21 protein-coding genes are annotated in these 25,677 nt (G+C 68.0%); 9 read left to right on the forward strand and 12 right to left on the reverse strand.

Annotated features, from left to right (window positions below; translation table 11 throughout):
• Positions 1-45: 45 nt before the first annotated feature.
• Both ABIB29_RS14105 and ABIB29_RS14110 read left to right on the forward strand, forming a co-directional pair.
• Entirely contained in the window at positions 46-462 is a 417-nt protein-coding gene (locus tag ABIB29_RS14105) for a VOC family protein (protein ID WP_354173431.1), read from the forward strand.
• Between the two features lie 54 nt (positions 463-516).
• Positions 517-1,032: a GNAT family N-acetyltransferase gene (locus tag ABIB29_RS14110; protein WP_354173432.1), complete on the forward strand. Its 516-nt coding sequence runs from the start codon at positions 517-519 to the stop codon at positions 1,030-1,032.
• 33 nt (positions 1,033-1,065) lie between these two features.
• Here the strand turns inward: ABIB29_RS14110 and ABIB29_RS14115 are convergent, their stop codons facing one another.
• Positions 1,066-2,643, reverse strand: a complete 1,578-nt coding sequence (locus ABIB29_RS14115; protein ID WP_354173433.1) for a hypothetical protein — start codon at positions 2,641-2,643, stop codon at positions 1,066-1,068.
• Positions 2,644-2,834: 191 nt separating this feature from the next.
• Between ABIB29_RS14115 and ABIB29_RS14120 the strand changes: the two genes are divergently transcribed.
• A complete protein-coding gene (locus tag ABIB29_RS14120) occupies positions 2,835-3,014 on the forward strand; it encodes a death domain-containing protein (RefSeq protein WP_502915621.1) in 180 nt (59 codons plus the stop codon).
• Positions 3,015-3,106: 92 nt separating this feature from the next.
• Here ABIB29_RS14120 and glnA read toward each other — a convergent pair whose 3' ends face one another.
• Entirely contained in the window at positions 3,107-4,531 is a 1,425-nt protein-coding gene (glnA, locus tag ABIB29_RS14125; protein WP_354173435.1) for a type I glutamate--ammonia ligase, read from the reverse strand.
• A 296-nt stretch (positions 4,532-4,827) separates the two neighbouring features.
• On the opposite strand from glnA, the gene ABIB29_RS14130 reads away from it, so the two are divergent.
• Positions 4,828-5,265: an RDD family protein gene (locus ABIB29_RS14130; RefSeq protein ID WP_354173436.1), complete on the forward strand. Its 438-nt coding sequence runs from the start codon at positions 4,828-4,830 to the stop codon at positions 5,263-5,265.
• A gap of 203 nt (positions 5,266-5,468) precedes the next feature.
• On the opposite strand, the gene ABIB29_RS14135 is transcribed toward ABIB29_RS14130, so the two are convergent.
• The 4 genes from ABIB29_RS14135 to lipB all read right to left on the reverse strand — a co-directional run bounded on the left by ABIB29_RS14135 (position 5,469) and on the right by lipB (position 8,483).
• Positions 5,469-5,843 (reverse strand): DUF3817 domain-containing protein, encoded by a 375-nt coding sequence (locus ABIB29_RS14135; protein WP_354173437.1) that lies wholly within the window; start codon positions 5,841-5,843, stop codon positions 5,469-5,471.
• A 116-nt stretch (positions 5,844-5,959) separates the two neighbouring features.
• Complete coding sequence (locus tag ABIB29_RS14140; RefSeq protein WP_354173438.1) at positions 5,960-6,721, reverse strand: DUF4191 domain-containing protein; 762 nt, start codon at positions 6,719-6,721, stop codon at positions 5,960-5,962.
• Positions 6,722-6,810: 89 nt separating this feature from the next.
• Positions 6,811-7,818, reverse strand: coding sequence for a lipoyl synthase (gene lipA, locus ABIB29_RS14145; RefSeq protein WP_354173439.1), 1,008 nt, complete (start codon positions 7,816-7,818; stop codon positions 6,811-6,813).
• Positions 7,815-8,483 carry a lipoyl(octanoyl) transferase LipB gene (gene lipB, locus ABIB29_RS14150; RefSeq protein WP_354173440.1) on the reverse strand — a complete coding sequence of 223 codons (669 nt, stop codon included), beginning with the start codon at positions 8,481-8,483 and terminating at the stop codon, positions 7,815-7,817. The genes lipA and lipB overlap by 4 nt, the downstream gene beginning before the upstream one ends.
• Positions 8,484-8,591: 108 nt before the next feature.
• Here lipB and ABIB29_RS14155 point away from each other — a divergent pair, with 108 nt between their 5' ends.
• On the forward strand, positions 8,592-10,436 hold the full coding sequence (locus tag ABIB29_RS14155; protein ID WP_354173441.1) for a serine/threonine-protein kinase: 1,845 nt from the start codon (positions 8,592-8,594) through the stop codon (positions 10,434-10,436).
• Here ABIB29_RS14155 and ABIB29_RS14160 read toward each other — a convergent pair.
• Positions 10,433-11,335, reverse strand: coding sequence for a TIGR01777 family oxidoreductase (locus ABIB29_RS14160; RefSeq protein ID WP_354173442.1), 903 nt, complete (start codon positions 11,333-11,335; stop codon positions 10,433-10,435). The two genes, ABIB29_RS14155 and ABIB29_RS14160, sit on opposite strands and share 4 nt — an antisense overlap.
• A 74-nt stretch (positions 11,336-11,409) precedes the next feature.
• Between ABIB29_RS14160 and ABIB29_RS14165 the strand changes: the two genes are divergently transcribed.
• A complete protein-coding gene (locus ABIB29_RS14165) occupies positions 11,410-15,063 on the forward strand; it encodes a S41 family peptidase (RefSeq protein ID WP_354173443.1) in 3,654 nt (1,217 codons plus the stop codon).
• Between the two features lie 99 nt (positions 15,064-15,162).
• Here the strand turns inward: ABIB29_RS14165 and ABIB29_RS14170 are convergent, their stop codons facing one another.
• From ABIB29_RS14170 to ABIB29_RS14190, 5 genes are all read right to left on the reverse strand, one after another.
• On the reverse strand, positions 15,163-15,591 hold the full coding sequence (locus ABIB29_RS14170; protein WP_354173444.1) for an OsmC family protein: 429 nt from the start codon (positions 15,589-15,591) through the stop codon (positions 15,163-15,165).
• A gap of 187 nt (positions 15,592-15,778) precedes the next feature.
• On the reverse strand, positions 15,779-16,129 hold the full coding sequence (locus ABIB29_RS14175) for a hypothetical protein (RefSeq protein WP_354173445.1): 351 nt from the start codon (positions 16,127-16,129) through the stop codon (positions 15,779-15,781).
• Between the two features lie 161 nt (positions 16,130-16,290).
• Complete coding sequence (sucB, locus tag ABIB29_RS14180; protein ID WP_354173446.1) at positions 16,291-18,075, reverse strand: 2-oxoglutarate dehydrogenase, E2 component, dihydrolipoamide succinyltransferase; 1,785 nt, start codon at positions 18,073-18,075, stop codon at positions 16,291-16,293.
• A gap of 126 nt (positions 18,076-18,201) precedes the next feature.
• Positions 18,202-19,587 carry a dihydrolipoyl dehydrogenase gene (gene lpdA, locus ABIB29_RS14185; RefSeq protein ID WP_354173447.1) on the reverse strand — a complete coding sequence of 462 codons (1,386 nt, stop codon included), beginning with the start codon at positions 19,585-19,587 and terminating at the stop codon, positions 18,202-18,204.
• 253 nt (positions 19,588-19,840) lie between these two features.
• A complete protein-coding gene (locus ABIB29_RS14190) occupies positions 19,841-21,367 on the reverse strand; it encodes a leucyl aminopeptidase (RefSeq protein ID WP_354173448.1) in 1,527 nt (508 codons plus the stop codon).
• Between the two features lie 291 nt (positions 21,368-21,658).
• On the opposite strand from ABIB29_RS14190, the gene ABIB29_RS14195 reads away from it, so the two are divergent.
• The 3 genes from ABIB29_RS14195 to ABIB29_RS14205 all read left to right on the forward strand — a co-directional run bounded on the left by ABIB29_RS14195 (position 21,659) and on the right by ABIB29_RS14205 (position 25,366).
• Positions 21,659-22,597 carry a proteasome assembly chaperone family protein gene (locus ABIB29_RS14195; RefSeq protein WP_354173449.1) on the forward strand — a complete coding sequence of 313 codons (939 nt, stop codon included), beginning with the start codon at positions 21,659-21,661 and terminating at the stop codon, positions 22,595-22,597.
• Positions 22,598-22,632: 35 nt separating this feature from the next.
• Positions 22,633-23,964 (forward strand): MFS transporter, encoded by a 1,332-nt coding sequence (locus tag ABIB29_RS14200; RefSeq protein ID WP_354173450.1) that lies wholly within the window; start codon positions 22,633-22,635, stop codon positions 23,962-23,964.
• Positions 23,965-24,067: 103 nt separating this feature from the next.
• A complete protein-coding gene (locus tag ABIB29_RS14205; RefSeq protein WP_354173451.1) occupies positions 24,068-25,366 on the forward strand; it encodes a DUF4192 family protein in 1,299 nt (432 codons plus the stop codon).
• Positions 25,367-25,677: the final 311 nt, after the last annotated feature.

A 25,677-nucleotide genomic window follows, 5' to 3' on the forward strand; every position in this document is an offset into this window, starting at 1 on the left:
CGGCAAGGGCTGACACGCGCCGGGCCCCGGTGCTACTTTGGGCCCATGGCCAAGCAAATGTTCGTGAATCTGACCGTGAAGGACCTCGACAAATCGGTTGGGTTCTTCACCGCGCTGGGGTTTTCCTTCAACCCCGATTTCACCGATGAGAACGCCACGTGCATGATCATCAACGACGACGCGTTTGTGATGCTGCTGGTGGAGAACTACTTCAAGACCTTTACGTCCAAACCCCTCGCTGACGCCCGCAGCACCACCGAGGCGATCATGTCCTTCTCCCTGGACAGCCGCGAGGCCGTGGACGAGGTGGTCAGGACGGCCCTCACCGCCGGCGGGACCCCGTCCGAGGAAGCCCAGGACTACGGATTTATGTACACCCACAGCTTCCAGGACCCGGACGGTCATCTGTGGGAAGTGTTCTGGATGGACCCGGCCGGTCCGCCCAAGGACGCGGCACTCTGAGCTGAGCACAGCACCCGGAGGCGGGGCACCCGCTGGCGTGGGTAGGCTTCTTTTATGGCTGAACACGTGTGGCTGCTGCCGCTGAAGGACCTCGACGACGACGCACGCGCCATCAAGCTCGGGGAGATTGCTGGACTCGACGTCCTGGACGGCCAGCGCAAGTTCGTCGGGGAGCCGCTGCGGATGGTGCTGATCGGGCTGGAAGAGGATTCCCGGCACCCCTTCGCCATTGATGCCAACGGATCGGCTGTCGGGGTCCTGACGCTGCAGACCGGAGCCGCGACCCTGGCCGGCTGGGCGGACGACGATTCGGTCTGGCTGCTGCGCGGCTTCCTGATCGACCGCCGGCAGCAGGGCAAAGGCCTGGGCACGCTGGCAGCCGAGGCTGCCGTGCAGGCCGCCGCCAAGCTGACGGCAACGCTCGGCGGCGGGCAGGCAGGCGTGGTCCTCTCGGTCAACGAACACAACCCTGCCGGGCAGGCCGCTTACCGCAGGGCCGGGTTCGCGGACCGCGGCCAGTACCTCGGCGGCGACGCCGGCCCGCAACGGACCATGTACCGGCCGTTCTGACCCGCCGACGGGTGCCGCGGGTCCACGCAGGTCCTACGGGGTTTTCCGGCCCACAATTCTTCGTGCCGAGACGCGCAGCGGACGGATGACCCAGACCAGCCCGGCGGCGATCAGGACACCGGCGACCGTGAAGAAAACCGGCAACGGGTTGAACGGTGTGGCGGCGGCCTGTGCTGTGGCGGCTGGTCCGGATGACGACGGCGACGGCGACGGGCCCGCCGCGGCAGCTGTTGCCGGGTCAGCTGTTGCCGGGACCGCGGGTGCCGGTTCCGCCGGGGCAGCACCTGTTTCGGCAGGGCCGACAGCGCCGGTGGCGGCAGCCTGGCGGGCCTCCGGGACCTGCGGGTGGACGTTGCCGCCGGCAGCCTGCACCGGACCGGAGTTCCGGGCGGGGGCTTGCTGGGCCAATGGCTGAACTGCGGGGAACTGACGGACGGGTGCTTCTTCGGCAGGTGCCGGTTCAGGAGCCGGAACGGCCGGGTCCGGGCCGGGGGCAGGAGCGGCCGGTGCCTGCTCGATGGGTGCCGGGACGGGGGCAGGTTCCGGGACGGGCTGGCCGCCTGGGTCCACGTCGCCGTTCCCGCCCGTACCGGCGTCGAGGATGTCGGTGTACAGCGACGTCCGGGTGTTCGGCAGGTAGCCGGGCGCAGTGGCGGTGACTTCGGCCTGGATCCGGTGCCCGCTGTCGGCGGCCACGACGGTATAGGTGCTTGCGCTGGCCCCGGGAATCGCCTGGCCGTCCCGCTCCCACTGGTAGAGCAGGGTCACCGGTTCGCCGCCGGCATACCACCCCTGGCTGCGTTCCACGTGGAGAGTATTGCCGACCCTGTCCCCGCCGGCCAGCCACATTTCGTCGGTGGGTTCGATGTAGCCGGGGCTGACGGCCGTGGCTGAATTCGACAGGGACACGCTGGGCACGCCGTCCGCGCTTCCGGTCACCTTGAGGGTCACCACCCTGTCCACGTCTGCAGCTTTGATTGTGTAGGTGTCGGCGGTGGCCCCCTCGATATCCGCCCCGTCAGCCTGCCACTGCAGCTGCACCGGCGTCCAGCCCGGCGACCAGGTCCCCAGGCTGCTGACCTCGAGCGTGAATCCGACCCTGGTCCGGCCCCACACGGTCGGAACATCGCCGGTGATGCCGGGCCGCGCCGTGTACCCGGCCGTGTTGACCGCACTGATCTTCCGGGACGGCAGGGTGGTCTCCACCCCGTCGTTCACCCCCTGGGCGGAAGCGGTCACGCGCAGCGCCAGCGACCGGCCGTCGTCGGACGCCGTGATCTTGTAGGTCTTGTCCACGGCTCCGGGGATGGCGACACCGTCCCGCAGCCACTGGTATTTCAGGGTTTCGGTTTCGGTCCCTTGGCCGAAGAGCCACAGGCCGGGAGAGGACGTGAGCGTCTGCCCGGCGTTGAGGATGCCGGCGAAGGTCGGATGGACCGCTGCCCGAACCTTGGCGAGGCCGGTGGCGCTTTCGCCGTAGTCGCGGCACGTCGTCCCGCGGCTGGTATCCCAGCAGGCCTCAGTGGCCAGGACAGGGTCTGCGAAGCCGGCTGCGGACAGGACGATGGCGGCACCGACGGCAGAAGCCGCGCGCGACAGAGATCTCTTCAATTTTTCCCCCAAAGAATGCCCTTACCGCGACGGGGAGGGGCCAGGGACAAGTGCTACAAGAGAATTCAGTGGGCTCCGGTCCGGCGATTCGGCGGACAGCCGCAAAGGTGTCAACTTATGGTGACTCGCGGCCTGGGTTGACAACTAAAGTTGACGCAAGGAGGTGCCCGGTGAGAACACATCTTGCTTCTATGGACGGCAAGGGCCCGGCGGAGGCGCTGTGCGAGGTGGCCGAGCTGCGCAAGGAAGTGGCCCGCATCGAGACAGAAATGGTACTGCGTGCGCGCCGGGCAGGGCTGTCGTGGGAAGCCATCGCAACGTGTCTCGGCGTCAGCAAGCAGGCCGTGCACCGAAAGTACGGAAAGCGCTGAACCGGACGGCGGATGGCGAAGGCTTAAAGGCAGGCGGCCCCCACCGAAAGGTGGGGGCCGCCGTCGTGCAATCCCTTGGGGACAGCCTGTAGTTAGACGCCGTAGTACAGCTCGAACTCGTACGGGTTCGGGCGCAGCGAGAGCGGACGGATCTCGTTCTCGTACTTGTATTCGATCCAGGTGTCGATCAGGTCCTGGGTGAAGACGCCGCCGGCCTGGAGGAACTCGTTGTCCTCGGCCAGGGCATCCAGGGCCTCTTCGAGCGTACCGGGGGCCTTGGGGATGTCCTTGGCTTCCTCGGCGGGGAGCTCGTAGAGGTCCTTGTCGATCGGAGCGGGCGGTTCGATGCGGTTGCGGATGCCGTCAATGCCGGCCATCAGCTGGGCAGCGAAGGCCAGGTACGGGTTGGAGGAGGGGTCCGGAGCGCGGAACTCGATGCGCTTGGCCTTCGGGTTGGAGCCCGTGATCGGGATGCGGATACCGGCGGAGCGGTTGCCCTGCGAGTAAACCATATTGACCGGAGCTTCGAAGCCCTTGACCAGGCGGCGGTAGGAGTTCACCGTCGGGTTGGTGAAGGCCAGCACGGCGGAGGAGTGCTTGAGCAGGCCGCCGATGTACCAGCGGGCCATGTCGGACAGGCCGGCGTAACCCTTTTCGTCGTAGAACAGCGGCTCTCCACCGTTCCACAGCGACTGGTGGCAGTGCATGCCCGAGCCGTTGTCACCGAAGACCGGCTTCGGCATGAAGGTGACCGACTTGCCCCAGGCATCGGCGGTGTTCTTGATGACGTACTTGAACTTCTGCAGGTCATCAGCCGCGTGGGTCAGCGTGGTGAACTTGTAGTTGATCTCAGCCTGGCCGGCGGAGCCGACTTCGTGGTGGCTGCGCTCGACCTCAAGGCCGGCTTCGTCCAGGGCGATGCACATGGCGTCGCGGAGGTCCGCCTGCTTGTCGGTGGGGGAGACCGGGAAGTAGCCGCCCTTGACCGGGGTCTTGTAGCCGAGGTTTCCGCCCACTTCTTCGCGGCCGGTGTTCCAGTGTGCTTCCTCGGAATCGATCTTGTAGAAGCTGCCCTGCGGGGAGGACTCGTACTGGACGTTGTCGAAGACGAAGAACTCGGCCTCGGGTGCGAAGAAGGCGGTGTCGGCGATGCCGGTGGAAGCCAGGTAGGCCTCGGCCTTCTCGGCGACACCGCGGGGGTCGCGGTGGTAGGGGTCACCGGTGCGCGGGTTCACGATCGAGAAGTTCAGCGCAAGGGTCTTCTCCATGCGGAATGTGTCGAGGAACGCCGTCGTAACGTCCGGGATGAGCTGCATGTCCGACTCGGCGATGCCCTGGAAACCGCGGATCGAAGATCCGTCGAAGAGCTGGCCGTTGACGAAGAAGTCCGCATCAACGCTCTTGGCGGGCACGTTGAAGTGCTGCTGAACGCCAGGGAGATCGGTGAAGCGAATATCGACGAACTTAACGTCTTCGTCTTTGATGAACTTGAGGACTTCGTCCGCAGTCTTGAACATCTATGCTCCTTATGCATGTGAAAGATCTGGCCGTCAGGCCGTGTGGTCCAGCGCAGTCCGACAGCGGGGAAAACACAAAAGTCTCCCCGCTCCTATGCCGCTAGCAACTGTTACCACTCTAAGGACACGGGATTTCCCCACGGTGTCCGCTTTGTTTCCGGCAGGTTACAGAATGCCCTGACAGGTAAACGGTAGTCGCTGTCCACAACGTGGCCTATCCGTGACCACAGTGTGGCCCTTGAAGGTCCACACTCTGAACAGCGCGGGGAGGCATCCAAAGCCGATAGTCTTGGAGGGTGGTTGATCGTAAAGACATAGGTTCCTGGCTCAGCGGGCCGGACACATCCGGCATTTCGAAGTACCCGGGGGAGCGGCTGGGCCTGCCGGAGTCCGGGCCGGGCTCCATCGCCCGTGCCGGCCGGCGCATCGTCGCCATCTGCGTTGACTGGGCCATCGCGCTGCTGATCAGCAACTACACCTTCGCCGGCGACCCCTGGGCGACCCTGGCCGTCTTCGCCGTCGAGCAGGCGCTGCTGGTGGGCACCCTCGGCTACAGCATCGGCCACCGCATCATGGGGATCCACGTCGTCCGGCTCGGCGGCGGCCCCGCCGGCCCCCTGCCGGCTCTGGTCCGCAGCCTCCTGCTGTGCCTCGTGATCCCCGCCGTCATCTTCGACCCGGACCACCGCGGGCTCCACGACAAGGCCATGAACACCGTCCTCGTCCGCATGTAGCGTCGGCCGGACGGCGCTAGTGCCCGCCCGGCGCCAGATGCACCGGAGCCTCGTCCGTTCGCCACGAATGGCCGCAATGCCTCGTCCATTAACCACGAATGGCCGCTAAACCTCCCGGTATAGCGGCCATTTGCGTCAGCTGGGTGCGGGCGGCGTCCCGTCTTTTGCCATCCAGGCGAAAGCACCCACGAGTGTAATCGCGGCTAGACCCTGGCGCTTTCGCCGGCCTTCTCCTGCGCCGGCTGGGCAGCACCCTGTCCGGCCTTTGCCGTCAGGTAACCGTGGCGGCCCGCCCAACGCTCAAACCAGACCGTGGCGAACGGGAAAACCGCGGAGAGCCCGGCGAACAGGGCCACCCGGAACGGCCAGCGCAGCATGCCCCACAAAGTCAGCGCCGCGATCCCGTAGCCGATAAAGAACGCCCCGTGGATCGGGCCCGCGATCTCCACCCCGAGTTCCGTGGTCCGGGTGACCCACTTGAGGAACATCCCTACCAACAGCGCGGCCCAACTGAAGCCCTCGGCGATGGCCAAAACCCGGAAGATGCGGATCACGGCAGAAGTGGACGGAAGTTTCATGGCGGAATCTCCGGGTTCTGTCCCGAGGGGACGATATGAGCTTGGGCAAAGGAAACGCCCCGGCTGCCGGCCTGGAAGGCGGTTGCCGGGGCGATCCTGCGTATCTGGCGTGTGGCCTAGCGTCCGCGGGCCGCCTTGCGGTCCGGGCGGGCCTTGTAAGGATCAATGCCCTTGGGGATGGGCAGGCGGCTTCCGAGCGAAGAGATGCGCTTGGACACCGTGCTGACCTCAAGCTTGGTCAGTTCATTCTTCATCTTGGTCATCTTCTTGGAGACCTGGCTGATCGGAACCTGGCCCTCGCCACGGCCGCTTTCAATCACGTGGATGGTGACGTTGGGCAGGATGCGGGCGAGCCGCTTGCGTTCAGCGTCGAGCAGCGGCTTGACCCGGTGGCTGGGGCCCTCGCTGACCAGGATGACGCCGGGACGGCCGATGGCGCGGAAAACGGCGTCCTGGGTGCGGGGGTTCACCGCGACGGGCTGCTCCTCGACGATCCAGCCGCGTTTGAGCGTGCCCAGCGCAGCGCCCGACGCTCCGGGCTGGTTTTCAATCCGGGCGAAGGCGGCGCGCTCGGCGCGGCGGGACAGGATCAGGGTTGCTGCGAGGAGACCCAGCGGGAGGCCGATGATCAGGCCCGTGATCCAGTTATCCAGCAGGAATCCAATGAGGAAGCTGACAGCCACGACGCCGAGGAACGCCAGCAGCATGAGCCACGGGACCATCGGATCGTGCTGGCGGGTCATCTGGAAGACTTCCCGGATCTGCTTCAGACGGCTCGGCTTCTTGACCTTGGCCACCTTGGGCTTTCGGGAAAAGAGGCCGCGCTTCGGAGCATCAGAAGCCGGAGTGGGGTTGCTGGAATCAGGGGAATTCGCCATAGTGCCTTAATTCTACGTGATGGACAGCAAAGGGCCGGACGCCGGATTCCTCCGGTGCCGGCCCTTCGCCGCGATCATTACAGCTGGATTCAGGACCGCGCCGCGAGCAGTGAGCTGGCTTCCTGGCGGGTGCTGCCCGAGCTTTCGATGTGGGCGAGCTGGGCCGGGATTTCCCAGCCCTTCTTGCGCATCGCGGTGGCCCAGAGCCGGCCCGCGCGGTAGGAGGAACGCACCAGCGGCCCGCTCATGACGCCCAGGAATCCGATCTCGTCGGCTTCCTGCTGCAGCTCCACGAACTCCTGCGGCTTGACCCAGCGGTCAACCGGCAGGTGCCGCTCGGACGGGCGCAGGTACTGGGTGATGGTGATCAGGTCGCAGCCGGCGTCGTGCAGGTCCCGGAGCGCTTCGGAGATTTCCTCGCGGGTCTCGCCCATGCCCAGGATCAGGTTGGACTTCGTGACCATACCGAGGTTGCGGCCCTGGGTGATGACATCCAGGGACCGCTCATAGCGGAAGGCCGGGCGGATGCGCTTGAAAATGCGCGGGACGGTCTCGACGTTGTGCGCAAACACCTCGGGTTTGGAGTCGCAGATCGCCTCGATGTGCTCCGGCTTGCCGGAGAAATCGGGAATCAGGAGCTCGACGCCGGTGCCCGGGTTCAGTTCGTGGATCTTGCGGACCGTTTCGGCGTAGAGCCAGACGCCCTCGTCGGCGAGGTCGTCGCGGGCCACACCGGTGACGGTGGCGTAGCGGAGCTGCATCGCCTGGACCGAGCGGGCCACTTTCGTGGGTTCGAAGACGTCCACCGGGGAGGGCTTGCCGGTGTCGATCTGGCAGAAATCGCAGCGCCGGGTGCATTCGGAGCCGCCGATCAGGAAGGTGGCTTCCTTGTCTTCCCAGCATTCGAAGATGTTGGGGCAGCCGGCCTCTTCACACACGGTGTGGAGGCCTTCTTTTTTGACGAGGTTCTTGAGCTGCACGTACTCGGGACCCATCTGGACCTTGGCCTTGATCCATTCCGGTTTGCGTTCCACCGGGGTGGCCGCATTGCGCTGCTCGATACGCAGCATTTTCCGGCCTTCTGGTGCCAGGGTCACAGTAGAGCTCCTTCATGGGTTGCAACTAGCGCTTCTTCATTGTTGCGCAGTTCTTCGATGATCCGCGACACGAGATCGGCGGGGGTGACGTTGCGGCCGATCTCCTGCGCGATGGTGGTGACGCCGGCGTCGGTGATCCCGCAGGCGATGATCTGGGCGTACGGTGCAAGGTCGTTATTGCAGTTGATGGCGAAGCCGTGCATGGTGACGCCCTCGTTGACGCGGATGCCGATCGCGGCAATCTTGCGCGCGGGACCCTTCTCGTCCTGGTCGATCCAGACGCCGGCACGCCCCTTGATCCGGACCGCCTCGATGCCGTAGTCGGCCAGGACGGCGATGATGACGGCTTCAAGCCGCTCCACGTAGTCGCGGATCCCGGCCGGGTTCCTAAGCTTGATGATGGGGTAGCCGACCAGCTGCCCCGGGCCATGCCAGGTGAGCTTGCCGCCGCGGTCCACCGGGACCACGGGTGTGCCGTCGAAGGGCCGTTCGTGGTCTTCGGTGCGTTTGCCTGCCGTGTAGACGGCGGCGTGCTCCAGCAGCAGGACCGTGCTCGGGGCGGCGCCGGCGAGGACCTTCCCATGGAGTTCGCGCTGGATGTCCCAGCCGCGCGTGTAATCGACGAATTCCGGGTCGAGACCCAGCTGGGAGAACTCAAGAGTCATGGCATCCAGCTTAGACCCCGGCTGTCGCAGCAGCCGATTCTGTGGCCAAGCTCTCACCTCTGTGGATAACTCCAGCGGGATTCCCCGGGATCCGCTATTCCTTAGGTTATGGAAGATGACGCACCGTCAGGCACCGCGGCGCCCGAGGTTCCCGGATACGACGTCGGCCGTTGCCTCGGGCGCGGCGGCGGCGGCACCGTCTGGCTGGTGATCGAACAGTCGACCGGCCGCGAGTACGCGCTGAAGTGCTTCTCCGCGAGCGACGCCACCGACCCCGGTGATGCAGAAGAGGCGATCCGGCGTGAGATGCGGATTCTGTCCGCACTTGACCATGACCATCTGGTGCGGGCCCACTCGGTGCTGCGCCTGCCCGGCGGCCGGTGGCGAGGTTCCACCGGCACAGGCAGCCGCACCGGCGGCAGTGAAGGCGAAGGTGGCAGTGAAGGCGAAGGTGACAGTGACGTTGACCTGACGGTGGCCGGCAGCCTCGGGCTGACCATGGATTACGCCGCGGGCGGCTCGCTGGGGCAGCTCGTGGCCGGCCGGGGGAGCCTGGGGCCGGGGGAGACCGTGACGGTCCTGACTCCGGTCGGCCAGGCCCTGGCCTACCTGCACGGTCACGGCTTCATCCACGGAGACGTCTCTCCCGGCAATGTGCTGTTCACCGCGCACGGCAAACCGCTGCTGGCCGACCTGGGTGTCGCCCGGATGGTGGCTGACGCCCGGGCGGTGCCCGAGGCCGGTACCGAGGGTTTCCGCGACCCGGCACCAGTGGACGCCGTCCGCGCCGGGCTGCAACCGGAACGCGACGTGTATTCCCTCGCTGCCCTGGGCTGGTACTGCCTGACCGGCCGCGCGCCTGAGCCGGGCGCGCAGCGGCCGCCGCTTCCGCTGCTGGTTCCCGGGGTGCCGCCTGCCCTGGCAGCCGCGCTGGAGTCCGGACTTCATGATGACCGCAGGCTTCGTCCCACGGCCGCCGAGCTGGCCTCCGCCGTTCACCGCAGCGCCGTGGCCGCGCCGGTGGACCTCTCGGTCTCGGTCCACCCCACGGTCATCCCGCAGCTGCTGACCCGCCGCACCACACCGGGCACGGCCCGGGAGCGTCGGGTCGAACAACTCCGGTCCCTGCCGGGCCGCTTCGGCACGCCGCGGGCGGCCGCGCCGCTTCCAGCCGCCGCGCCGTCGGGTGCCGGCCGCCTTGCCGCGCGCCACTCTGCCCGCCGGGGCGCCACCGGCCGGCGCCCTTTCCAGCCGGGCTCCTTCCGGCCCTCCGCCCGCCCGGCACTTCCAGGCCGCCGCGGCCTCCGGGCGGTGGCCACGGGCCTGGCCCTCATGGCTGTCCTTGTCGCCGGGTGGGGGTTCGCCCGGGCCGGGCTGCCCTCGCCGTTACCGGGCTTCGCCGTCAACGACGCCGGGTCCGTCAAGGAGCCGGCTCAGGCACCCGCGCCGCCGGCCCCTGATGCCGCGGCCGCTGCTGCGGCGGGCCTTCCGCCCGGGGTGCAGGCCCAGCTCGCATCGCCGGACCCCGCGGAAGCGGTCCGCGGACTGGCCCGGCTCCGCTCCCTGGCGTTCAGCTCGGGGGACTTCGGGCTGCTGGAGCAGGTCAACGTGCCGGCGTCGGCGGCGGCCGTGGCGGACGGACGGATCAGCGCCAGGCTGACGGAATCAGGCCGGGTGCTGGCGGGATTCACGACACTCCTGACCCACGTGGCACATGTTGCGGCGGAGACGGGGGACAGCGGCCGGTCCCTGGCCGTCGTGGACGTCACCGCGAGCACGACCGCCTACCAGGAACGCGACGCCAGCGGGGCGGTGGTGGCGGACGCCGCGGCCGCACCGGAACAGCAGCTGCGGCTCGTGCTGGCGCCGGTCGAGGGACGCTGGCGGATCCAGGACATCCTTCCCGGCGCCGCCGGGACCGCCGCGGTAGACCCCGCCGCCGGGCAAACTTAGGACTTCGGGCCGGGTTCCGCCACCCAGGCGGCGGCCTCGGCGAGCGAGGGATGCTGCCACTCGAAGCCCGCCTCGCTCAGCACGGCCGGTTCCATCCGCTGGCTGGAGAGCAGCAGCTCCTCGGCAAGCTTGCCCATCACCAGGCGCAGCACCGGGGCGGGGACGCGAAGTACCGCCGGCCGGTGCAGGGCCCCGGCCAGCGCCGCGATCAGCGAGTTCACGTCCGCGCTCTCCGGGGCGCAGAGGTTCACTGGCCCGGACAGCCGGCTGCCGAGCAGAAAACCAAACGCGCCGGCCACATCGGGGAGCGTGATCCACGGCCAGTACTGCCGGCCGTTGCCCAGGGGTCCGCCCACGCCCAGGCGCAGCAGCGGCATAAGACGTCCCAGCGCGCCACCCGAACGGCTCAGGACGACGCCGGTGCGGGGAGTGACCACCCGGACACCGGCCGGAGCCTCGTGCGCGGCCGCTTCCCAGTCGGCGCAGATCCTGGCCAGCACGCCGTTGCCGGCGGGGGCGTTCTCGCGGAGCAGCGCCAGTCCGGCGTTGCCGTAGTAGTTGGATCCCGACTGGCTGAGGAAGACCGCCGGCGGAGTGTCCTGGCGCCCCATGGCCGCCGCCAGCGTGCGCGTCGGCCCGAGGCGCGAGTTGCGCAGTTCGTTGATGCGGGACCGGGTCCAGGGCCGGTCTCCGATGCCGGCGCCGGAGAGGTTAATGACGGCGTCCGCCCCCTTCAGCGCGGTGTCGTCGATGCTGCCCTCCGCGGGGTTCCACTGGAACTCGGACGGTGCGGCGGGCACCCGCCTGACCAGCGTGCCGACGTCGTGTCCGGCGCTGCGGAGGGAGCGGGAAATGGCGGTTCCGAGCAGCCCTGAGGCTCCGGCAACAATGATTCGCATGATCCATCTCACCATGCCCGGCGCGGGAGGGAAACCTCCCCGGCGGGAAGGCCCGTCTTGACTATGATCTAACGATGACCTCTTCGAGTTACTTCCGTTTCCCGCATCTGCACGGCGATCTGGTCACTTTCGTGGCCGAGGACGACGTCTGGATTGCGCCCCTCGGCGGGGGCCGCGCCTGGCGCGTTTCCTCGCTGCAGCTGCCCGCCCGCAACCCCCGCTTCACGCCGGACGGCAAGCGCCTGGTGTGGACGGTTGTTCAGGGTACGGCCCCGGAAGTTGTCACCGCGGACGTCGACGGCGGTGGCTACCGGCAGTTGAGCTACTTCGGCCACGCCACCACGAAAGTCAAGGGTTTCACCCCCGACGGCGCCGTCCTGGTCACGAGCGCCTTCCGGCAGGCTGACGGCCGCCACACCCACGCCTACAGCCTGCCGGTCACCGGCGGCTGGGCCACCGAACTCCCGCTGGGCCCGGTGGAATCCGTTGCCTTCGGGCCGGTGGTCGGCGACGAACGCCCCGTGGTCCTCGCCAGTGTGCTGTCCCGTGAACCCGCGTGGTGGAAGCGCTACCGGGGCGGCGCCGCCGGCAAGCTCTGGATCGATGCCGACGGAAACGGCGAATTCGAACGCCTCGCCGCTGAACTGGACGGCAACCTGACCGACCCGATGTGGGTTGACGGCCGGATCGCCTTCCTCTCCGACCACGAGGGCTACGGCAACCTGTATTCTGTGCTGCCCAACGGCTCCGGACTGCGCCGCCACACGGACCACGAGGACTTCTACGTCCGGCACGCCGCCACCGACGGCCAGCGGGTCATCTTCGAATCCGCCGGTGAGCTGTGGCTGCTGCCCGACCTCGGCTCGGACGCCGTCAAACTTGAGATTTCACTGGGATCCGCTTCCCAGGCCCGCCGCGGCGCACCGCTGAAGCCGTCACGGCACCTCGGCGATGTGGTTCCTGACCGCACCGGCGGCTCCAGCGCCGTGGAGGCCCACGGCACACTGCATTGGCTGCGGCACAAGGACGGCCCCTCGCGCGTGCTGGAAGCCACCCCCGGCGTCCGGGCCCGCCTGCCCCGCCCGTTCGGCGCGGGCCGGATCGCCTACGTTGCCGACCATGACGGCGTCGAGGCCCTGTACTTGAAGGCGATCGCCCCGCCCCTGGAGCCGGCATCCCTAAACGCCGGAAACACGGTCGACGGAATCACGGTCGCCGGAAACCCCGGAGCCGGGCACCAGCCGGGTGCGCAGCCTGCCGCTCCGGCGCCGCAGAATGCCGCGCATCCGGGCGGGGATTCCGATGCCGGCATGCCCCTGCCCAGCCCGGTCCCGGCCGCAGCCTTCACCCGGCCGGCCACGGTGACCGCGGTCCCGGCGGCAAAGCCGGACGGGTCGGACCGGAACCTGACCGCCACCCCGGCCAGCCCGGACGACGCTGCCAGCCCGGACGACGCTGCCGACACTGCCGGCCCGGCGGAAGACAACGCCCCGGCGGCGCAGGGACCGACCGGCCGGCTGACCATGATCAGTTTCCCCAAGCCGACCAGGGCCAGTGCCATCGAGGCGAGCCCGGACGGCAACTGGCTCGCCGTCGGCACCGCCTTCGGCGACATCTACCTGGCCGACACCCGTACCGGCGCCTTGTCCCTCGTAAGCAGCATCGGCGAGGGCAGCATCGAAGGCTTCAGCTGGTCCCCGGACTCGGCCTGGCTGGGCTGGTCCGAGCCGGTCACGTCCTTCGGCTCCCGCAGCAGGCTGCGCATCACCGGCGTGGAGGACGCCGGCGCCGCAGCGGCCGGGACGCACACGATCATCGACGTCACCGACGGCCGTTTCCGCGACGAATCGCCCGCGTTCACCCCTGACGGGAAGTACCTGGCCTTCCTCTCCAACCGCAGCTTCGACCCGGTTTACGACGGTCACTCCTTCGACCTGTCCTTCCCGAGCCCGATCAAGCCCTACCTGGTGGCCCTTGCCGCGGACACTCCCTCGCCCTTCGGCCCAAGCGTCGACCTGCAGGACAGCGCCGACGCCGATGCCGACGCCGGGACCGGCACTGGCGACGGCGGGGCCGAAGCTGCAGCGCAGCACCAGGTTCCCACGGTCCGGGTCGACGCTGAAGGCCTGGCCCACCGCGTCATCAGCGTGCCGGTGCCGCAAGGCAACTACTCGTCCCTCACCGCCACCGCCGGCGCCCTGCTCTGGCTCGACAGCGAACTCTTCGGCGTCACCGGCGAAGGCCGCGCCAGCCTCGAGGACAAGAACGCGGCGCCCTGCCTGGTCCGCTTCGACCTGGCCCGGCGCAAGACCACCACCATCGTGGACGCCCTGGACAGCTACCGGCTCTCCGGCGACGGCGAGAAGGTCGTGGCCCTGCAGGACAAGCAGATCCGGGTCTCGCCCGCCAGCGCCAAGGCGGACGAGGAATCCGGGCAGCTGGTCAAGGTTGACCTCAGCCGCATCCGGGTGCAGCTCGACCCGCTCAGCGTCTGGGGCCAGGCCTTCGACGAGGCCTGGCGGCTCCAGCGGGACTTCTTCTGGACGGAAGACATGGCCGGGCAGGACTGGGACTCGGTGCACTCCCGCTACCGCCCGATTGTGGACCGGCTCGGCTCGCACGACGACCTCGTGGACCTGCTGTGGGAGCTCCACGGTGAACTGGGCACCTCCCACGCGTATGTCCGTCCCGCCGCCGTCACCGAGAACGGCAGCAACGGCCAGGGCCGCCTCGGCGCCGATCTCGCCTTCACGGGCGAGGGCTGGGAGATCACCCGCATCCTCGCGGGGGAGTCATCCGACCCGCTTGCCACCTCGCCGCTGACGCGCCCGGGGGCTGACGCTAAAGCCGGCGACGTGCTGCTGGCGATCGACGGCGTCGAGCTCAGCGAAGTGCGCACGCCCGCCATGCAGCTGGTCGGCGCCGCGGGACGCGCCGTCGAGCTCACCCTGCGCAACGGCGCCGGGCACGGAAGCCAGGCCGGAAAGCAGCGCCGCGTTGCGGTGGTCCCGGTCCGGGACGAGGAGCGGCTCCGCTACCAGGAATGGGTCGCCGCGAACCGCCGGACTGTCCGGCAGGCCTCGCAGGGAACCTTCGGCTACCTGCACATCCCCGACATGATGGCCAACGGCTGGGCCCAGCTGCACCGCGACCTCGATACCGAAACAGCCCTCGACGGCCTGATCGTCGACGTCCGCCGGAACCGGGGAGGGCACACCTCCCAGCTCGTCGCGGAGCTTATCGGCCGCAAGGTCACCGGCTGGAGCATGCCGCGCGGGGAGCGGCCGCGGACGTACCCGCACCACGCGCCGCGCGGACCGGTCATCATCCTGACCGACGAATTCGCCGGATCCGACGGCGACATCATCACCCAGGTCTCCAAGCTGCGGGGGATCGGCCCGGTCATCGGCACCCGGACCTGGGGCGGCGTCGTGGGCATCGACAACCGCTTCGCCCTGGCTGACGGGACCGGAGTGACCCAGCCGCGCTACGCCACCTGGTTCTCCGGCGGCGTGGGGTGGGGGGTCGAGAACTTCGGCGTCGCCCCGGACATTGAAGTGACCTTCCCGCCGCATGCCTATGCTGCCGGCACCGATCCGCAGCTGGAATACGGCATCGGCGCCCTCAAGGAAATGATCCAGGAGCTGCCCACCGACCGGCCGCCGCTGCGCGAGGGCTACCGGCAGGTCCGGCCCGCCCCGTTGCCGGCCCGCCGGCCCGGCAGCTAGGCCGCAGCGACCGTCCGCCGGGCGCGGCCCGCCAACGGCGAAGGCCCCCGTTCCCTGACCAGCAGGGAGCGGGGGCCTTCGCCGTTGGCGCGTCAGGGGCTAGGAGGCCAGCGTGGCATCCAGCGTGATCTTGATGCCGGTAAGGGCGGCCGAGACCGGGCAGCCCACCTTGGCCTCTTCAGCGATGCGCTGGAATTCATCCTCCGTGATCCCCGGGATCCGCGCGTTGACGGTCAGGTGGCTGTCCGTGATGCCGGTACCGGGCACGAACGTGACATCGGCCTTGGTGTTGACTTCCTCGGGCGTGTGGCCGGCCTGGGCGACGGCCAGGCTGAACGCCATGGAGAAACAGGCCGAGTGCGCAGCGGCGATGAGCTCTTCGGGGCTGGTCTTGCCCTCGGAGGCCTCGGCGCGCGCCTTCCAGGTGACATCGAAGTTACCCAGACCGGAGCTGTCCAGCGTCGTGTTGCCGGCGCCGGTCATCAGGTCGCCATTCCATACAGTGTGTGCGGTGCGTGTAGCTGCCATGTCCACTCCTCAAGTTGGTTGATATTCCACAGACCCGGCGATGAGCCGGATCATGCCGTGTCCATCCTAGGGATATGTCGCCACCGGCGCACCGGTGTCCGCTCTTGGAGGATTGTGACCCCTGCCCGGACGACGACGGCGACGCACCCCTCGGGGATGCGTCGCCGTCGTTGTGAAAGGGAGAGCCCTACTTCCAGAGGGTGGCGATGGCCACGTTGAGCAGTGCCAGCCCGCCGACAGCGTGCGCGAGGCCCCTGCTGACGTCCTCACCCTTCTTGTACTTGCGGCGGCCCATGAAGGCCAGGACGCCCACGGCCACGGCCACGACCAGCTTGACGCCGAGCTTGGCGTAGTCAGCATCGATGTCCAGGGCCGGGATGAGCCCCATCAGGGCGACGCCGGTGAGGAGCTGCAGCATCGCGCCGTCGAACTGGCGGGGGTGCACGGTGGGCTTTTTCATCTGGCCGATCCAGATGCCCACGATCATGGCGGCTCCGACGATGTGCAGGAAGACCACGATGTTATAGACGATATTCATGGCCCCAGTCTAGCCAGAAGATTCTACGCGCCGTAGTAAGACCCGCCCGGTCCGGAAACTCGCCCACCAGCCACGGAAACGGCGACGGCGGCACGGGCTCCGGTGGTTTCCCACCGGTGTCCGTACCGCCGTCGCCGTCGGTGTTCGTTAGCCCTTGGAGGCTAGAGCCCCAGGTCGGCTTCGAAGGCGCCTTCCTCAAGGCGGGCCTTCAGCGTCTGCAGGAAGCGTCCTGCGTCGGCGCCGTCGACCAGCCGGTGGTCGTACGTCAGGGAGAGGTACATCATCGAGCGGATGGCCAGCGAGTCGTCGCCGTTCTCATCGGAGACCACGACGGCCCGCTTGACGATCGCGCCGGTGCCGAGGATGGCAACCTGCGGCTGGTTGATGATCGGGGTGTCGAACAGGGCGCCCACGGAACCGATGTTGGTGATGCTGAAGGTTCCGCCGGAGAGCTCGTCCGGGCCGATTTTGCCGTTGCGGGTGCGGTCGGCGACGTCGGCGATCTTGCCGGCCAGGCCGGCGAGGTTCAGGTTGCCGGCGTCGGCAATGACCGGAACCAGCAGGCCCTTGTCCGTGTCCACCGCAATCGCCAGGTGCTCGGCGTTGTGGTAGGTGATCTCCTGCTTGTCCTCGTCGTACGAGGCGTTGACCTTCGGGTGCTGCTTCAGAGCCTCGGCCACAGCCTTGGCGATGAAGGGCAGGAAGGTCAGCTTGGAGCCGTTCTGGGCCTGGAAGGAGTTCTTGGCCTTGGCGCGCAGCTTGGCAACCTTGGTCATGTCGACCTCGTGCACCTGGGTCAGCTGGGTGGAAATGTCCAGCGATTCGCGCATGCGGCGGGCAATGACCTGGCGGATCCGCGGGGCCTTCTGCACGGTGCCGCGCAGCGAGGACTGGTCAGCGGAGGGACGCGCAGCCGGGGCAGCGGACGGCGCCGGGGCAGCCGCGGCGGGCGCCGGAGCGGCCTTGGCTTCTGCTGCCGCCAACACATCCTGCTTGCGGATGCGGCCGCCCACACCGGTGCCGGCCAGCGAGGAGATGTCCACGCCCTGCTGGTTGGCCAGCTTGCGGACGAGCGGGGTGACGTAGCCGGACTCTGCGGCCGGGGCAGCTTCCTGTGCCGGCGCGGGCGCTTCCTGCTTCGGAGCTTCCTGCTTGGGGGCTTCCTGCTTGGGGGCTTCCTGCTTGGGGGCTTCAGCCGGAGCAGCTTCCTGCTTCGGAGCTTCTGCCGCTTCCTTCGGGGCTTCCTTGGCGGGAGCCGCGGCGGGGGCCGCCGCGCCGGAACCGATCACGGCGAGGACCGAACCGACCTCGGCCGTCTCGTCCTCGGCGACACGGATTTCCTGCAGGGTGCCGGCGACCGGTGACGGGATCTCGGTGTCGACCTTGTCGGTGGAAACCTCGAGCAGCGGCTCGTCGACCTCGACGGTGTCGCCAATGCTCTTGAGCCAGCGGGTGACGGTGCCTTCGGTGACGCTCTCGCCCAGTGCCGGAAGCGTGACTTCGTGGCCTTCTCCGGCAGGAGCTGCGGCTTCGGCAGCCGGTGCCTCAGCCTCGGCAGCGGGTGCTTCGGCGGCGGGTGCTTCGGCCTCAGGGGCCGGGGCTTCGGCCGCGGACGGGGACTCGGCGGCGGGAGCTTCGGCTTCAGCTGCCGGCGCTTCCTCGGCCGGTGCTTCAGCGGCGGGAGCTTCGTCCGAACCGGCGGAACCGGAGCCGTCGCCGATGCGCACCAGCGGTGCGCCAACTTCAGCGGTCTCGTCTTCGGCGACGAGGATTTCCTCGATCACGCCGGCGATCGGAGAGGGGATCTCGGTGTCTACTTTGTCGGTGGAAACCTCGAGCAGCGGCTCGTCCACTTCTACCCGGTCACCTACCTGCTTGAGCCAGCGGGTGACGGTTCCTTCGGTGACACTCTCACCGAGGGCGGGCAAGTTAACGGATTCAGACATGTCGTCCCCGTTCTCCTTATTGATCTTTAGTGCGGATGATTGCTGCCTTGGTCGAGCTTAGTGCACCCGGCATTTTGGGCCGGGTGCACTGGGCCCTGAGTTCTTGCGGTGGTGCGGGCGTAACTGCTAGCCGTGCAGGGGCTTGCCGGCCAGCGCCAGGTGGGCCTCGCCCAGGGACTCGTTCTGGGTCGGGTGGGCGTGGACCAGCTGGGCCACGTCCTCCGGGTAGGCTTCCCAGTTCACAATCAGCTGGGCCTCGCCGATCTGCTCGCCCATGCGGGCGCCGATCATGTGGACGCCGACGACGGGGCCGTCCTTCTGGCGGACCAGCTTGACCAGGCCGGACGTGCCCAGGATGGAGCTCTTGCCGTTGCCGGCGAGGTTGTATTCCTGGATCTGGATCTGGTCGTCACCGAACTTGGCCTTGGCAGCCTTCTCCGTGTAGCCCACCGTGGCGATTTCGGGCTCGGAGTAGGTGACCTTGGGGATGTTGACGTCATCGACGACGACGGGCTTCAGGCCGGCGATTTCTTCGGCGACGAAGATGCCCTGCTGGTAGCCGCGGTGGGCCAGCTGGACGCCCGGGACGATGTCGCCCACGGCGTAGACGTTCCCGACGCCGGTGTGCAGGCGTTCGTTGGTGATCACGAAGCCGCGGTCAATGGTCAGGCCGGCTTCCTCGTAGCCAAGGTTGGCCGTGACGGGGCCGCGTCCGACAGCGACGAGCATGAGGTCGGCTTCGAAGGTCTTCCCGTCCACGAGGGTGACCTTCACGCCGTCGGCGTTCTGCTCCACGCCCTGGAAGAAGGTGCCGGTGGAGAACTTGATGCCACGCTTCTTGAAGGCGCGCTCAAAGGCCTTGACGATCGTCGCGTCCTCGTTCGGGACCAATGAGGGCAGGCCCTCGATGATGGTGACGTCGACGCCGAAGGATTTCCAGACCGAAGCGAACTCGACGCCGATCACGCCGCCGCCCAGGACGATCGCGCTCTTGGGGATGAAATCCATGGTGAGGGCTTCGTCGGAGGTGATGACCTTGCCGCCGATTTCCAGGCCCGGCAGCGAGCGGGAGTAGGAACCGGTCGCGAGGACAATGTTCTTGCCCTTGTACGCGGTGCCGTTCACGACGACGGTGTCCGTGCCTTGGAGCTTGCCTTCGCCCTCAATGACGGTGATGCCCTTTTTGCCCTTGATGAGACCCTGCAGGCCCTTGAACTTGCCGGCAATGATGCCGTCTTTGTAGGCGTTGACAGCGGTGATGTCGATGCTGTCAAGGGTGACGTTGACGCCGTACTTTGCCGAGTCACGGGCGTGGTCGGCCAGTTCCGCCGAGTGCAGCAGGGCCTTGGTGGGGATACAGCCGTTGTGCAGGCAGGTGCCGCCGAGCTTGCCCTTTTCGATCAGGCCGACGGTGAGGCCGAGCTGAACGGCACGCAGGGCAGTTGCGTAGCCGCCGCTGCCGCCGCCGAGTACCAGGATGTCGAATTCTTGCGCAGTTGCCTGATCGGCCACTAAAACGCTCCCTCGCGTGAACGATGACACGAGAGTACGCATCATCTGGTCTTGGAACTTCCCTGCCGTGATTATGCCAGCAGGACAGTTCCCTTTCATTTGTGACTACCGGTGTTCACCTTAGCGAACCACTAATACATGCTCCACCTTGCCGTGGTGTTTGTGGAGCGCTTGTGTCCAGTGTCACGCGGCCTGGTGGCCGGGGCAGTGTGGTCCGGCCACCAGGCGGCGCGGACAGCTGGACGGATTGCGCCTAGGCGGTTTTGGCCAGGATGTCCTCGACGTAGGCCACCAGCGTGCGCACGGTGCAGCCCGTGCCCTGCTTGTGGTTGTAGCCGTAGGGGCTGCCGTTGTTGAACGACGGGCCGGCGATGTCGATGTGGGCCCAGGGGATCGGCTCGCCGTCCTTGCCCTTGCCGACGAATTCGCGCAGGAAGACGGCTGCCGTCATCATGCCGCCGTGGCGTTCGCCGATGTTGGCGATGTCCGCGACCTGCGAATCGAGGCTGGGGCGCAGCTCTTCGGGCAGCGGCATCGGCCAGACCAGCTCGCCGGCGCGGTCGGCGGCGGCCTTGAGCGGGCCGGTGACGGAGTCGGCGCCCATCACGCCGGCGGTGCGGTCGCCGAGGGCGATCAGTTGCGCACCGGTGAGGGTGGCGACGTCGATGATGGCGTCCGGGAACTCCTGGCTTGCGGCGACGATGCCGTCGGCCATGACCAGTCGGCCCTCGGCGTCGGTGTTGAGGACCTCGACGGTCTTGCCGCCGAACATGGTGAGCACGTCGGCAGGGCGCTGGGCGGCGCCGGAGGGCATGTTCTCGGCGATGCACAGCCAGGCGGTCGCCTTGACGGGCAGGCCGAGGCCGGCGATGGCCAGCACGCTGTTAAGTACGACGGCGGCGCCCGCCATGTCGGACTTCATGTCGCCCATGCCGAGGGCCGGCTTGATCGAAATTCCGCCGGTGTCGAAGGTGATGCCCTTGCCCACGAGGGCTATTTTGGCGGTGGCCCGGGCGGGGGAGTATTCGACCTTGACCAGGCGCGGCTGCCGGGTGGAGCCCTTGCCGACACCGAGGATGCCGCCGAAGCCTTCCTTTTCCAGGCGCTTCTCGTCCCACACGGTGACCTTGACGGGAAGGCCCTTGGACAGTTCCTTGGCCGCGTCCGCGAAGGATTCGGGGTAGAGGTGGCTCGGCGGCTGGTTGACCAGTGAACGGGTCGCGTTGACGGCTTTGCCGATCAGCCCGGCACGGTCCAGGACCGGCAACAGCGCCTTGTCGGCGGCAAAGTCCGTGACAATCACAACGTTCTGCACCGGATCCTTCAGGCCCTCTTTAGAGGAGCGGTATTCGGTGAAGGAGTAGGCGCCCATCGCGGCACCTTCGGCGACAGCGGCAACATCGCCGAGCGACGCCGTCGGGAGGGCCAGGGTGACCGTGCTGACGCCGGCCAGCTGGCGGACGGCCGAGCCGGCGGCGCGGCGGAGCGCCTCTTCGGTGAGCGGCTGCGCGGCGGAGATCTTGCCGACGCCGGCGAGCACGAGGATTTTCGCGCCGGAATCGCTCAGTCCCGGGAGGCGGTGGGCCTGGTCGGCTGCCCCGGTGATGCCAAGAACACTCAGTGATTCCGCCAGGGCTTCGGCTGCCTTGGCGGTCAGGGGGTTGCTGAGCAGGACGGGACCGTCCGTGCCCTGCCCGACGCCGATGACGAGGGCGTCGCTGGGGGACTTCTTGAGGTCCCCTGCGACGGCACTAAGTTTGATTTCAGTATTCTTGACCACGAGGACAGTCCTCAATTCTCTGAGTTTTTACGGCAGGAACTGCATGTTTGGCGCCCTGCCTTGGAACCTGGGCCGCTGCCGGTTGAGACGTAACCCACGTGTCTTCAAGCCGTCATAAGGCCAGCTCCGATCGTAGTCTCTCCGCGGCGCGGGTGTTCAATTGAATGAGAGCTGGAGCACACCCCGATCAGGAATGCGCCGGTACCCCGCCGTGTTGTAACCGATATCAGCGCCGCCGCCCCGCAGGGCCCGTCCGGCTGCCCCCACTGACTACGACGAAAGGAACATGCCGTGCTTGAACGGATTTCCGGCTCCCTGCTGGACCCCGAATCGCTTTACCTGCGTGATGACGCGCTGTTCCACAGCCCCGAATTGCGCGGGCTGAATCTCGTCATGGGCTTCACCGGGTTCGCCGACGCAGGACATGTCGTCCGGCAGATCACCGCGGAACTGCTGGACACCCTGGATTCCGAGATGGTGGCCGAATTCGACGCCGACCAGCTGATCGACTACCGCACCCGCCGCCCGCAGATCAGCTTCGTCGAGGACCACCTGCAGGACTACCAGGCGCCGCGCCTGGCGCTCTACCGCCTGGTCGACGGGCTCGGCAGCCCGTTCCTGCTCCTGGCCGGGTTCGAACCGGACCTGCAATGGGAGCGGTTCGCGCGTGCCGTAGTGGGCATCGTCGAGGAGCTGGACGTCAACCTCGTCACCTGGATCCATTCCATTCCCATGCCGGTGCCGCACACCCGGCCCGTCGGGGTGACGGTGCACGGCAACCGCCCGGACCTCATCGAGGGCATCTCGGTGTGGAAGCCCACCGTCGAGGTGCCAGCCGCCGTCGGCCACGTCCTGGAACTGCGCCTGACGGAGGCCAGCCGCAACGTGGCCGGCTACGTGATGCATGTGCCGCACTACCTTGCCGAAGCCGAGTACCCGACGGCCGCCGTCGCCGGACTTGAATACCTCGGCGCGGCCACCTCGCTGATGCTGCCCGCCGACCGGCTCCGCGAAGCGGGCCGCGACGTCGGGCGCCAGATTGCCGAGCAGATTGAGGCCTCGGCGGACGTGCAGCAGGTGGTCTCCCGGCTCGAGACCCGCTACGACGAGAACGCCGAAGGAACCGTGCGCCGGTCCCTGCTCGCCGACGAGAACGACCAGCTGCCCAACGCCGATGATCTCGGGGCCGCCGTCGAGGCCTACCTGGCCCGTAAAGAACCCGGCGAATAAATACTATTTCTCTCTCCGCTGGGCATAATGGGGGAGTGACTGCACCCCGCGCCTGGCTGATCTGGATTGTCGGGGTCTTCGCGTACCTGGTGGCGGTCAGCCAGCGCACCTCGTTCGGCGTGGTGGGACTGGAGGCCACGGAACGCTTCCACGCCAGCGCGGCCGAAATCTCCTTTTTCACCGTGCTTCAACTCCTCGTCTACGCCGCCCTGCAGATTCCGGTCGGCATCCTGGTGGACCGCTTCGGCTCCCGGGCCATGATCGCCGGCGGCGCCGTCCTGATGGGTCTGGGGCAGCTCCAGCTGGCCTTCGCCGACAACATCCCCGGAGGTGTGCTGGGCCGGGTCCTGGTGGGCGCCGGGGACGCGATGACGTTCATCTCCGTGATCCGGCTGATCCCGATCTGGTTCGCCCCCGTCCGCGTCCCGCTGCTCACCCAGCTGACCGGAATGTCCGGCCAGCTCGGCCAGCTCTTCAGCGTGGTGCCGTTCGCCATGATCCTGCACCTCGCTGGCTGGACCCCCGCGTTCCTGACACTCACGGCCATGTCCGTCCTCGCCGTGGTGCTCGTGCTGGTCCTGCTCCAGGACCTGCCGCCCGGACATCCTGCACCGGAACCGTCCCAGGGGCTGCGCGCCACCGGCGTCTCCATCTCCCATGCCTGGCGGCAGCCCGGCACCAGGCTGGGGCTATGGAGCCACTTCACGGTCCAGTTCAGCGGAACAGTCTTTGCGATGACCTGGGGCTATCCTTTCCTGATCTCCGCCCAGGGCCTGGAAACGCCGGCCGTTTCGGCGCTGATGACCCTTTACGTGGCCACGGCCATCGCCGCCGGGCCGCTGATGGGCAGCTTCGTTGCCCGTCACCCGCTGCGGCGGTCCACCATGGTGCTGCTGATTTCCGCCGCCACCGCTGCGGCGTGGGCGGCGGTGCTGCTCATCCCGGGACGCTCCCCGCTGTGGCTGCTGGCCGGCTTGGTGGTGGTGCTCGCCATCGGCGGCCCGGGGTCCATGATCGGCTTCGACTTTGCCCGCACCTTCAACCCGGCCCACCGGATCGGCACCGCCACCGGCATTGTGAACGTGGGCGGCTTCATCGCCTCCCTCATCGCCATCTACCTGATCGGCCTGGTCCTTGACCTGCTGTATGCCTCCGGGTTCTCCCAGGGCGAGCTGTACGGGCTCGACCCGTTCCGGATCGCCCTGAGCGTGCAGTTCCTGCTGCTGGCCGGCGGGACGGGAGCCATCCTTGTCAGCCGCCGGAAGGTGCGCAGGCAGATGGCGGCCCAGGGCGTTCAGGTGCCGCCGCTGCTGGCGGCCCTCGTCGAACAGCGCCGGCGCAGTGTTGAGCGACGCCGCACGCCCTGAGTGCGGGACGTGGGCATGGTGTCCCGCCGTGGTTCACTCCTGGTTATCCACATAGGACACGCCGGCACTAACAAGGGGCTGCGGGGACCGCGAAGCTGGCTTCATGACAGCTCCCGATCACCTGAGAATCACCGGCCCGGAGGACATCCTGGGGTTCATCCCGCACTCCCTGGGCTACTGGCCGGCCCGCAGCCTGGTGGCCATGACCATGCAGGGCAAACGGCTCGGGGCCACGCTGCGGGTCGACCTCCCCGGCGACGGCGGCAGCCCTGACTGGTCCGGTTATCCCGGGCCGGCGGCCTTTGCCCGTTCCGTGGCCTCCTACCTGGAGGCCGACGCCGAAGCGGACGGCTCGCTGCTGGCCTTCTTCACCGAAACCGACGGGGACGGCACGCCGTGGGCGGAACTTCTGGCGTCGCTGGAGAACGCGCTGGCCGACGCCGGCATGCCCGTCCGGGACGCCTGGCTGGTCGGCGCCGACTACTGGCGCAACGCCTACTGTCTGGACCCGTCGTGCTGTGCGCCGCCCGGGCGCCCTGTGGAGGAGATCAGGAACAGCAGGCTCAATGCCGAGATGGTCTACCGCGGCAGCACCGTGGGAGCGGCTCCCGGCGCTGCCCTGCTCACGCCGCCGGCGGGTGAGCCGGATCCCGCCGTGCTGGAGGCGCAGCGGGACTGGGCGCAATTGTTCTCCGCGTGTGTGCGGGACAGACTCCAGTTCGGTCAGGTCCTGGACGTGTGGGGCCGGGTTTTGCAGGCCCACGCACCGACGCTGTCAACGTCGCTCATCGGCTACCTGCGCGCGTCCCTGTGCGTTCCGTCCTGGCGGGACGCGGTGCTGGTGATGGCGGCTGCCGGGCAGGAGGCCGCCGAGCGCGGAGCCGAGGACTTCGGTGTGTTCGACGGCGGGACACCGGAGCCCGGACGGTACGGTTCCCTTGCTGCCTCCGATCCATCTTTACGGCCACTCGCTCCGCTGCCGCCGCTGGAAGGCTTCCCTCCCCGCGGCCGGGGTGCCAGACGAGAGGGCGGCGGGCGGAAGGGAAGGAGCCGAGGTGCCGGTCATCTGCCGCCGGAGGTGCCCGGCTACGGCGAGGTCCTGCTGGGGCTGGCACCCCCGCTGCCGGACTGGACCCTGATGGCACGCCTGGACCGGGTGCTGGAACAGCTGGGCACAGCCGGCGGTGAGGCCGGGGCCGCTGCGCTGACGGGGCGGGGCTGGATCGAGTGGTGCCGCGGAAAAGGGTCCTTCGCAGATGCGCTGTTCCGCCGCGCGGACCAGGAACACCCCGGCTACCGGCTGGCGGAACTGCTGGCGGAACTTGTCCGCCGCGGGACGCTCTGCGGCTGGGCGGCCAGGAGGGAGGCGGCCTGGCAGCGGTTCGAGCCAGACGTCGCCTGACACCAAGCCGGCGCCGGGCGGTACGGGCACCGCCGCTGAGGGAAGGCGCGCCGCGGCGCCGCGGCCGGTATCGCCGGCCCGCGCCCCGCGTCGGTCCCGATTGAGAAAACCGTGAGACAATGGTTGCCGAGACCCGGTTGGGTCCGTGTATTAAGTGCTTGTAGTGGACCGTGGAAACAGGGAACATTACGGTCACCCCAGGAGTTCTACTTAGTGGCTCTGCTGGTCGTGATTGCACCTGATGTGAAACACGGACTTGACAGGGTCATAGTGGTGTTGCCCGTATGGTGATTCCACAGACCGCCGCTAGA

The organism is Arthrobacter sp. UYEF36, from assembly GCF_040547025.1.
Lineage (GTDB): Bacteria > Actinomycetota > Actinomycetes > Actinomycetales > Micrococcaceae > Arthrobacter.

What these genes read in the sequence shown, in the direction of transcription:
- sucB (WP_354173446.1), bottom strand. Translation starts at nt 18,075, where the DNA reads ATGTCTGAATCCGTTAACTTGCCCGCCCTCGGTGAGAGTGTCACCGAA.
- glnA (WP_354173435.1), bottom strand. Translation starts at nt 4,531, where the DNA reads ATGTTCAAGACTGCGGACGAAGTCCTCAAGTTCATCAAAGACGAAGAC.
- ABIB29_RS14160 (WP_354173442.1), bottom strand. Translation starts at nt 11,335, where the DNA reads ATGCGAATCATTGTTGCCGGAGCCTCAGGGCTGCTCGGAACCGCCATT.
- ABIB29_RS14110 (WP_354173432.1), top strand. Translation starts at nt 517, where the DNA reads ATGGCTGAACACGTGTGGCTGCTGCCGCTGAAGGACCTCGACGACGAC.
- lipB (WP_354173440.1), bottom strand. Translation starts at nt 8,483, where the DNA reads ATGACTCTTGAGTTCTCCCAGCTGGGTCTCGACCCGGAATTCGTCGAT.
- ABIB29_RS14205 (WP_354173451.1), top strand. Translation starts at nt 24,068, where the DNA reads ATGACAGCTCCCGATCACCTGAGAATCACCGGCCCGGAGGACATCCTG.
- ABIB29_RS14155 (WP_354173441.1), top strand. Translation starts at nt 8,592, where the DNA reads ATGGAAGATGACGCACCGTCAGGCACCGCGGCGCCCGAGGTTCCCGGA.
- ABIB29_RS14140 (WP_354173438.1), bottom strand. Translation starts at nt 6,721, where the DNA reads ATGGCGAATTCCCCTGATTCCAGCAACCCCACTCCGGCTTCTGATGCT.
- ABIB29_RS14120 (WP_502915621.1), top strand. Translation starts at nt 2,835, where the DNA reads ATGGACGGCAAGGGCCCGGCGGAGGCGCTGTGCGAGGTGGCCGAGCTG.
- ABIB29_RS14165 (WP_354173443.1), top strand. Translation starts at nt 11,410, where the DNA reads ATGACCTCTTCGAGTTACTTCCGTTTCCCGCATCTGCACGGCGATCTG.
- ABIB29_RS14175 (WP_354173445.1), bottom strand. Translation starts at nt 16,129, where the DNA reads ATGAATATCGTCTATAACATCGTGGTCTTCCTGCACATCGTCGGAGCC.
- ABIB29_RS14135 (WP_354173437.1), bottom strand. Translation starts at nt 5,843, where the DNA reads ATGAAACTTCCGTCCACTTCTGCCGTGATCCGCATCTTCCGGGTTTTG.
- ABIB29_RS14105 (WP_354173431.1), top strand. Translation starts at nt 46, where the DNA reads ATGGCCAAGCAAATGTTCGTGAATCTGACCGTGAAGGACCTCGACAAA.
- ABIB29_RS14170 (WP_354173444.1), bottom strand. Translation starts at nt 15,591, where the DNA reads ATGGCAGCTACACGCACCGCACACACTGTATGGAATGGCGACCTGATG.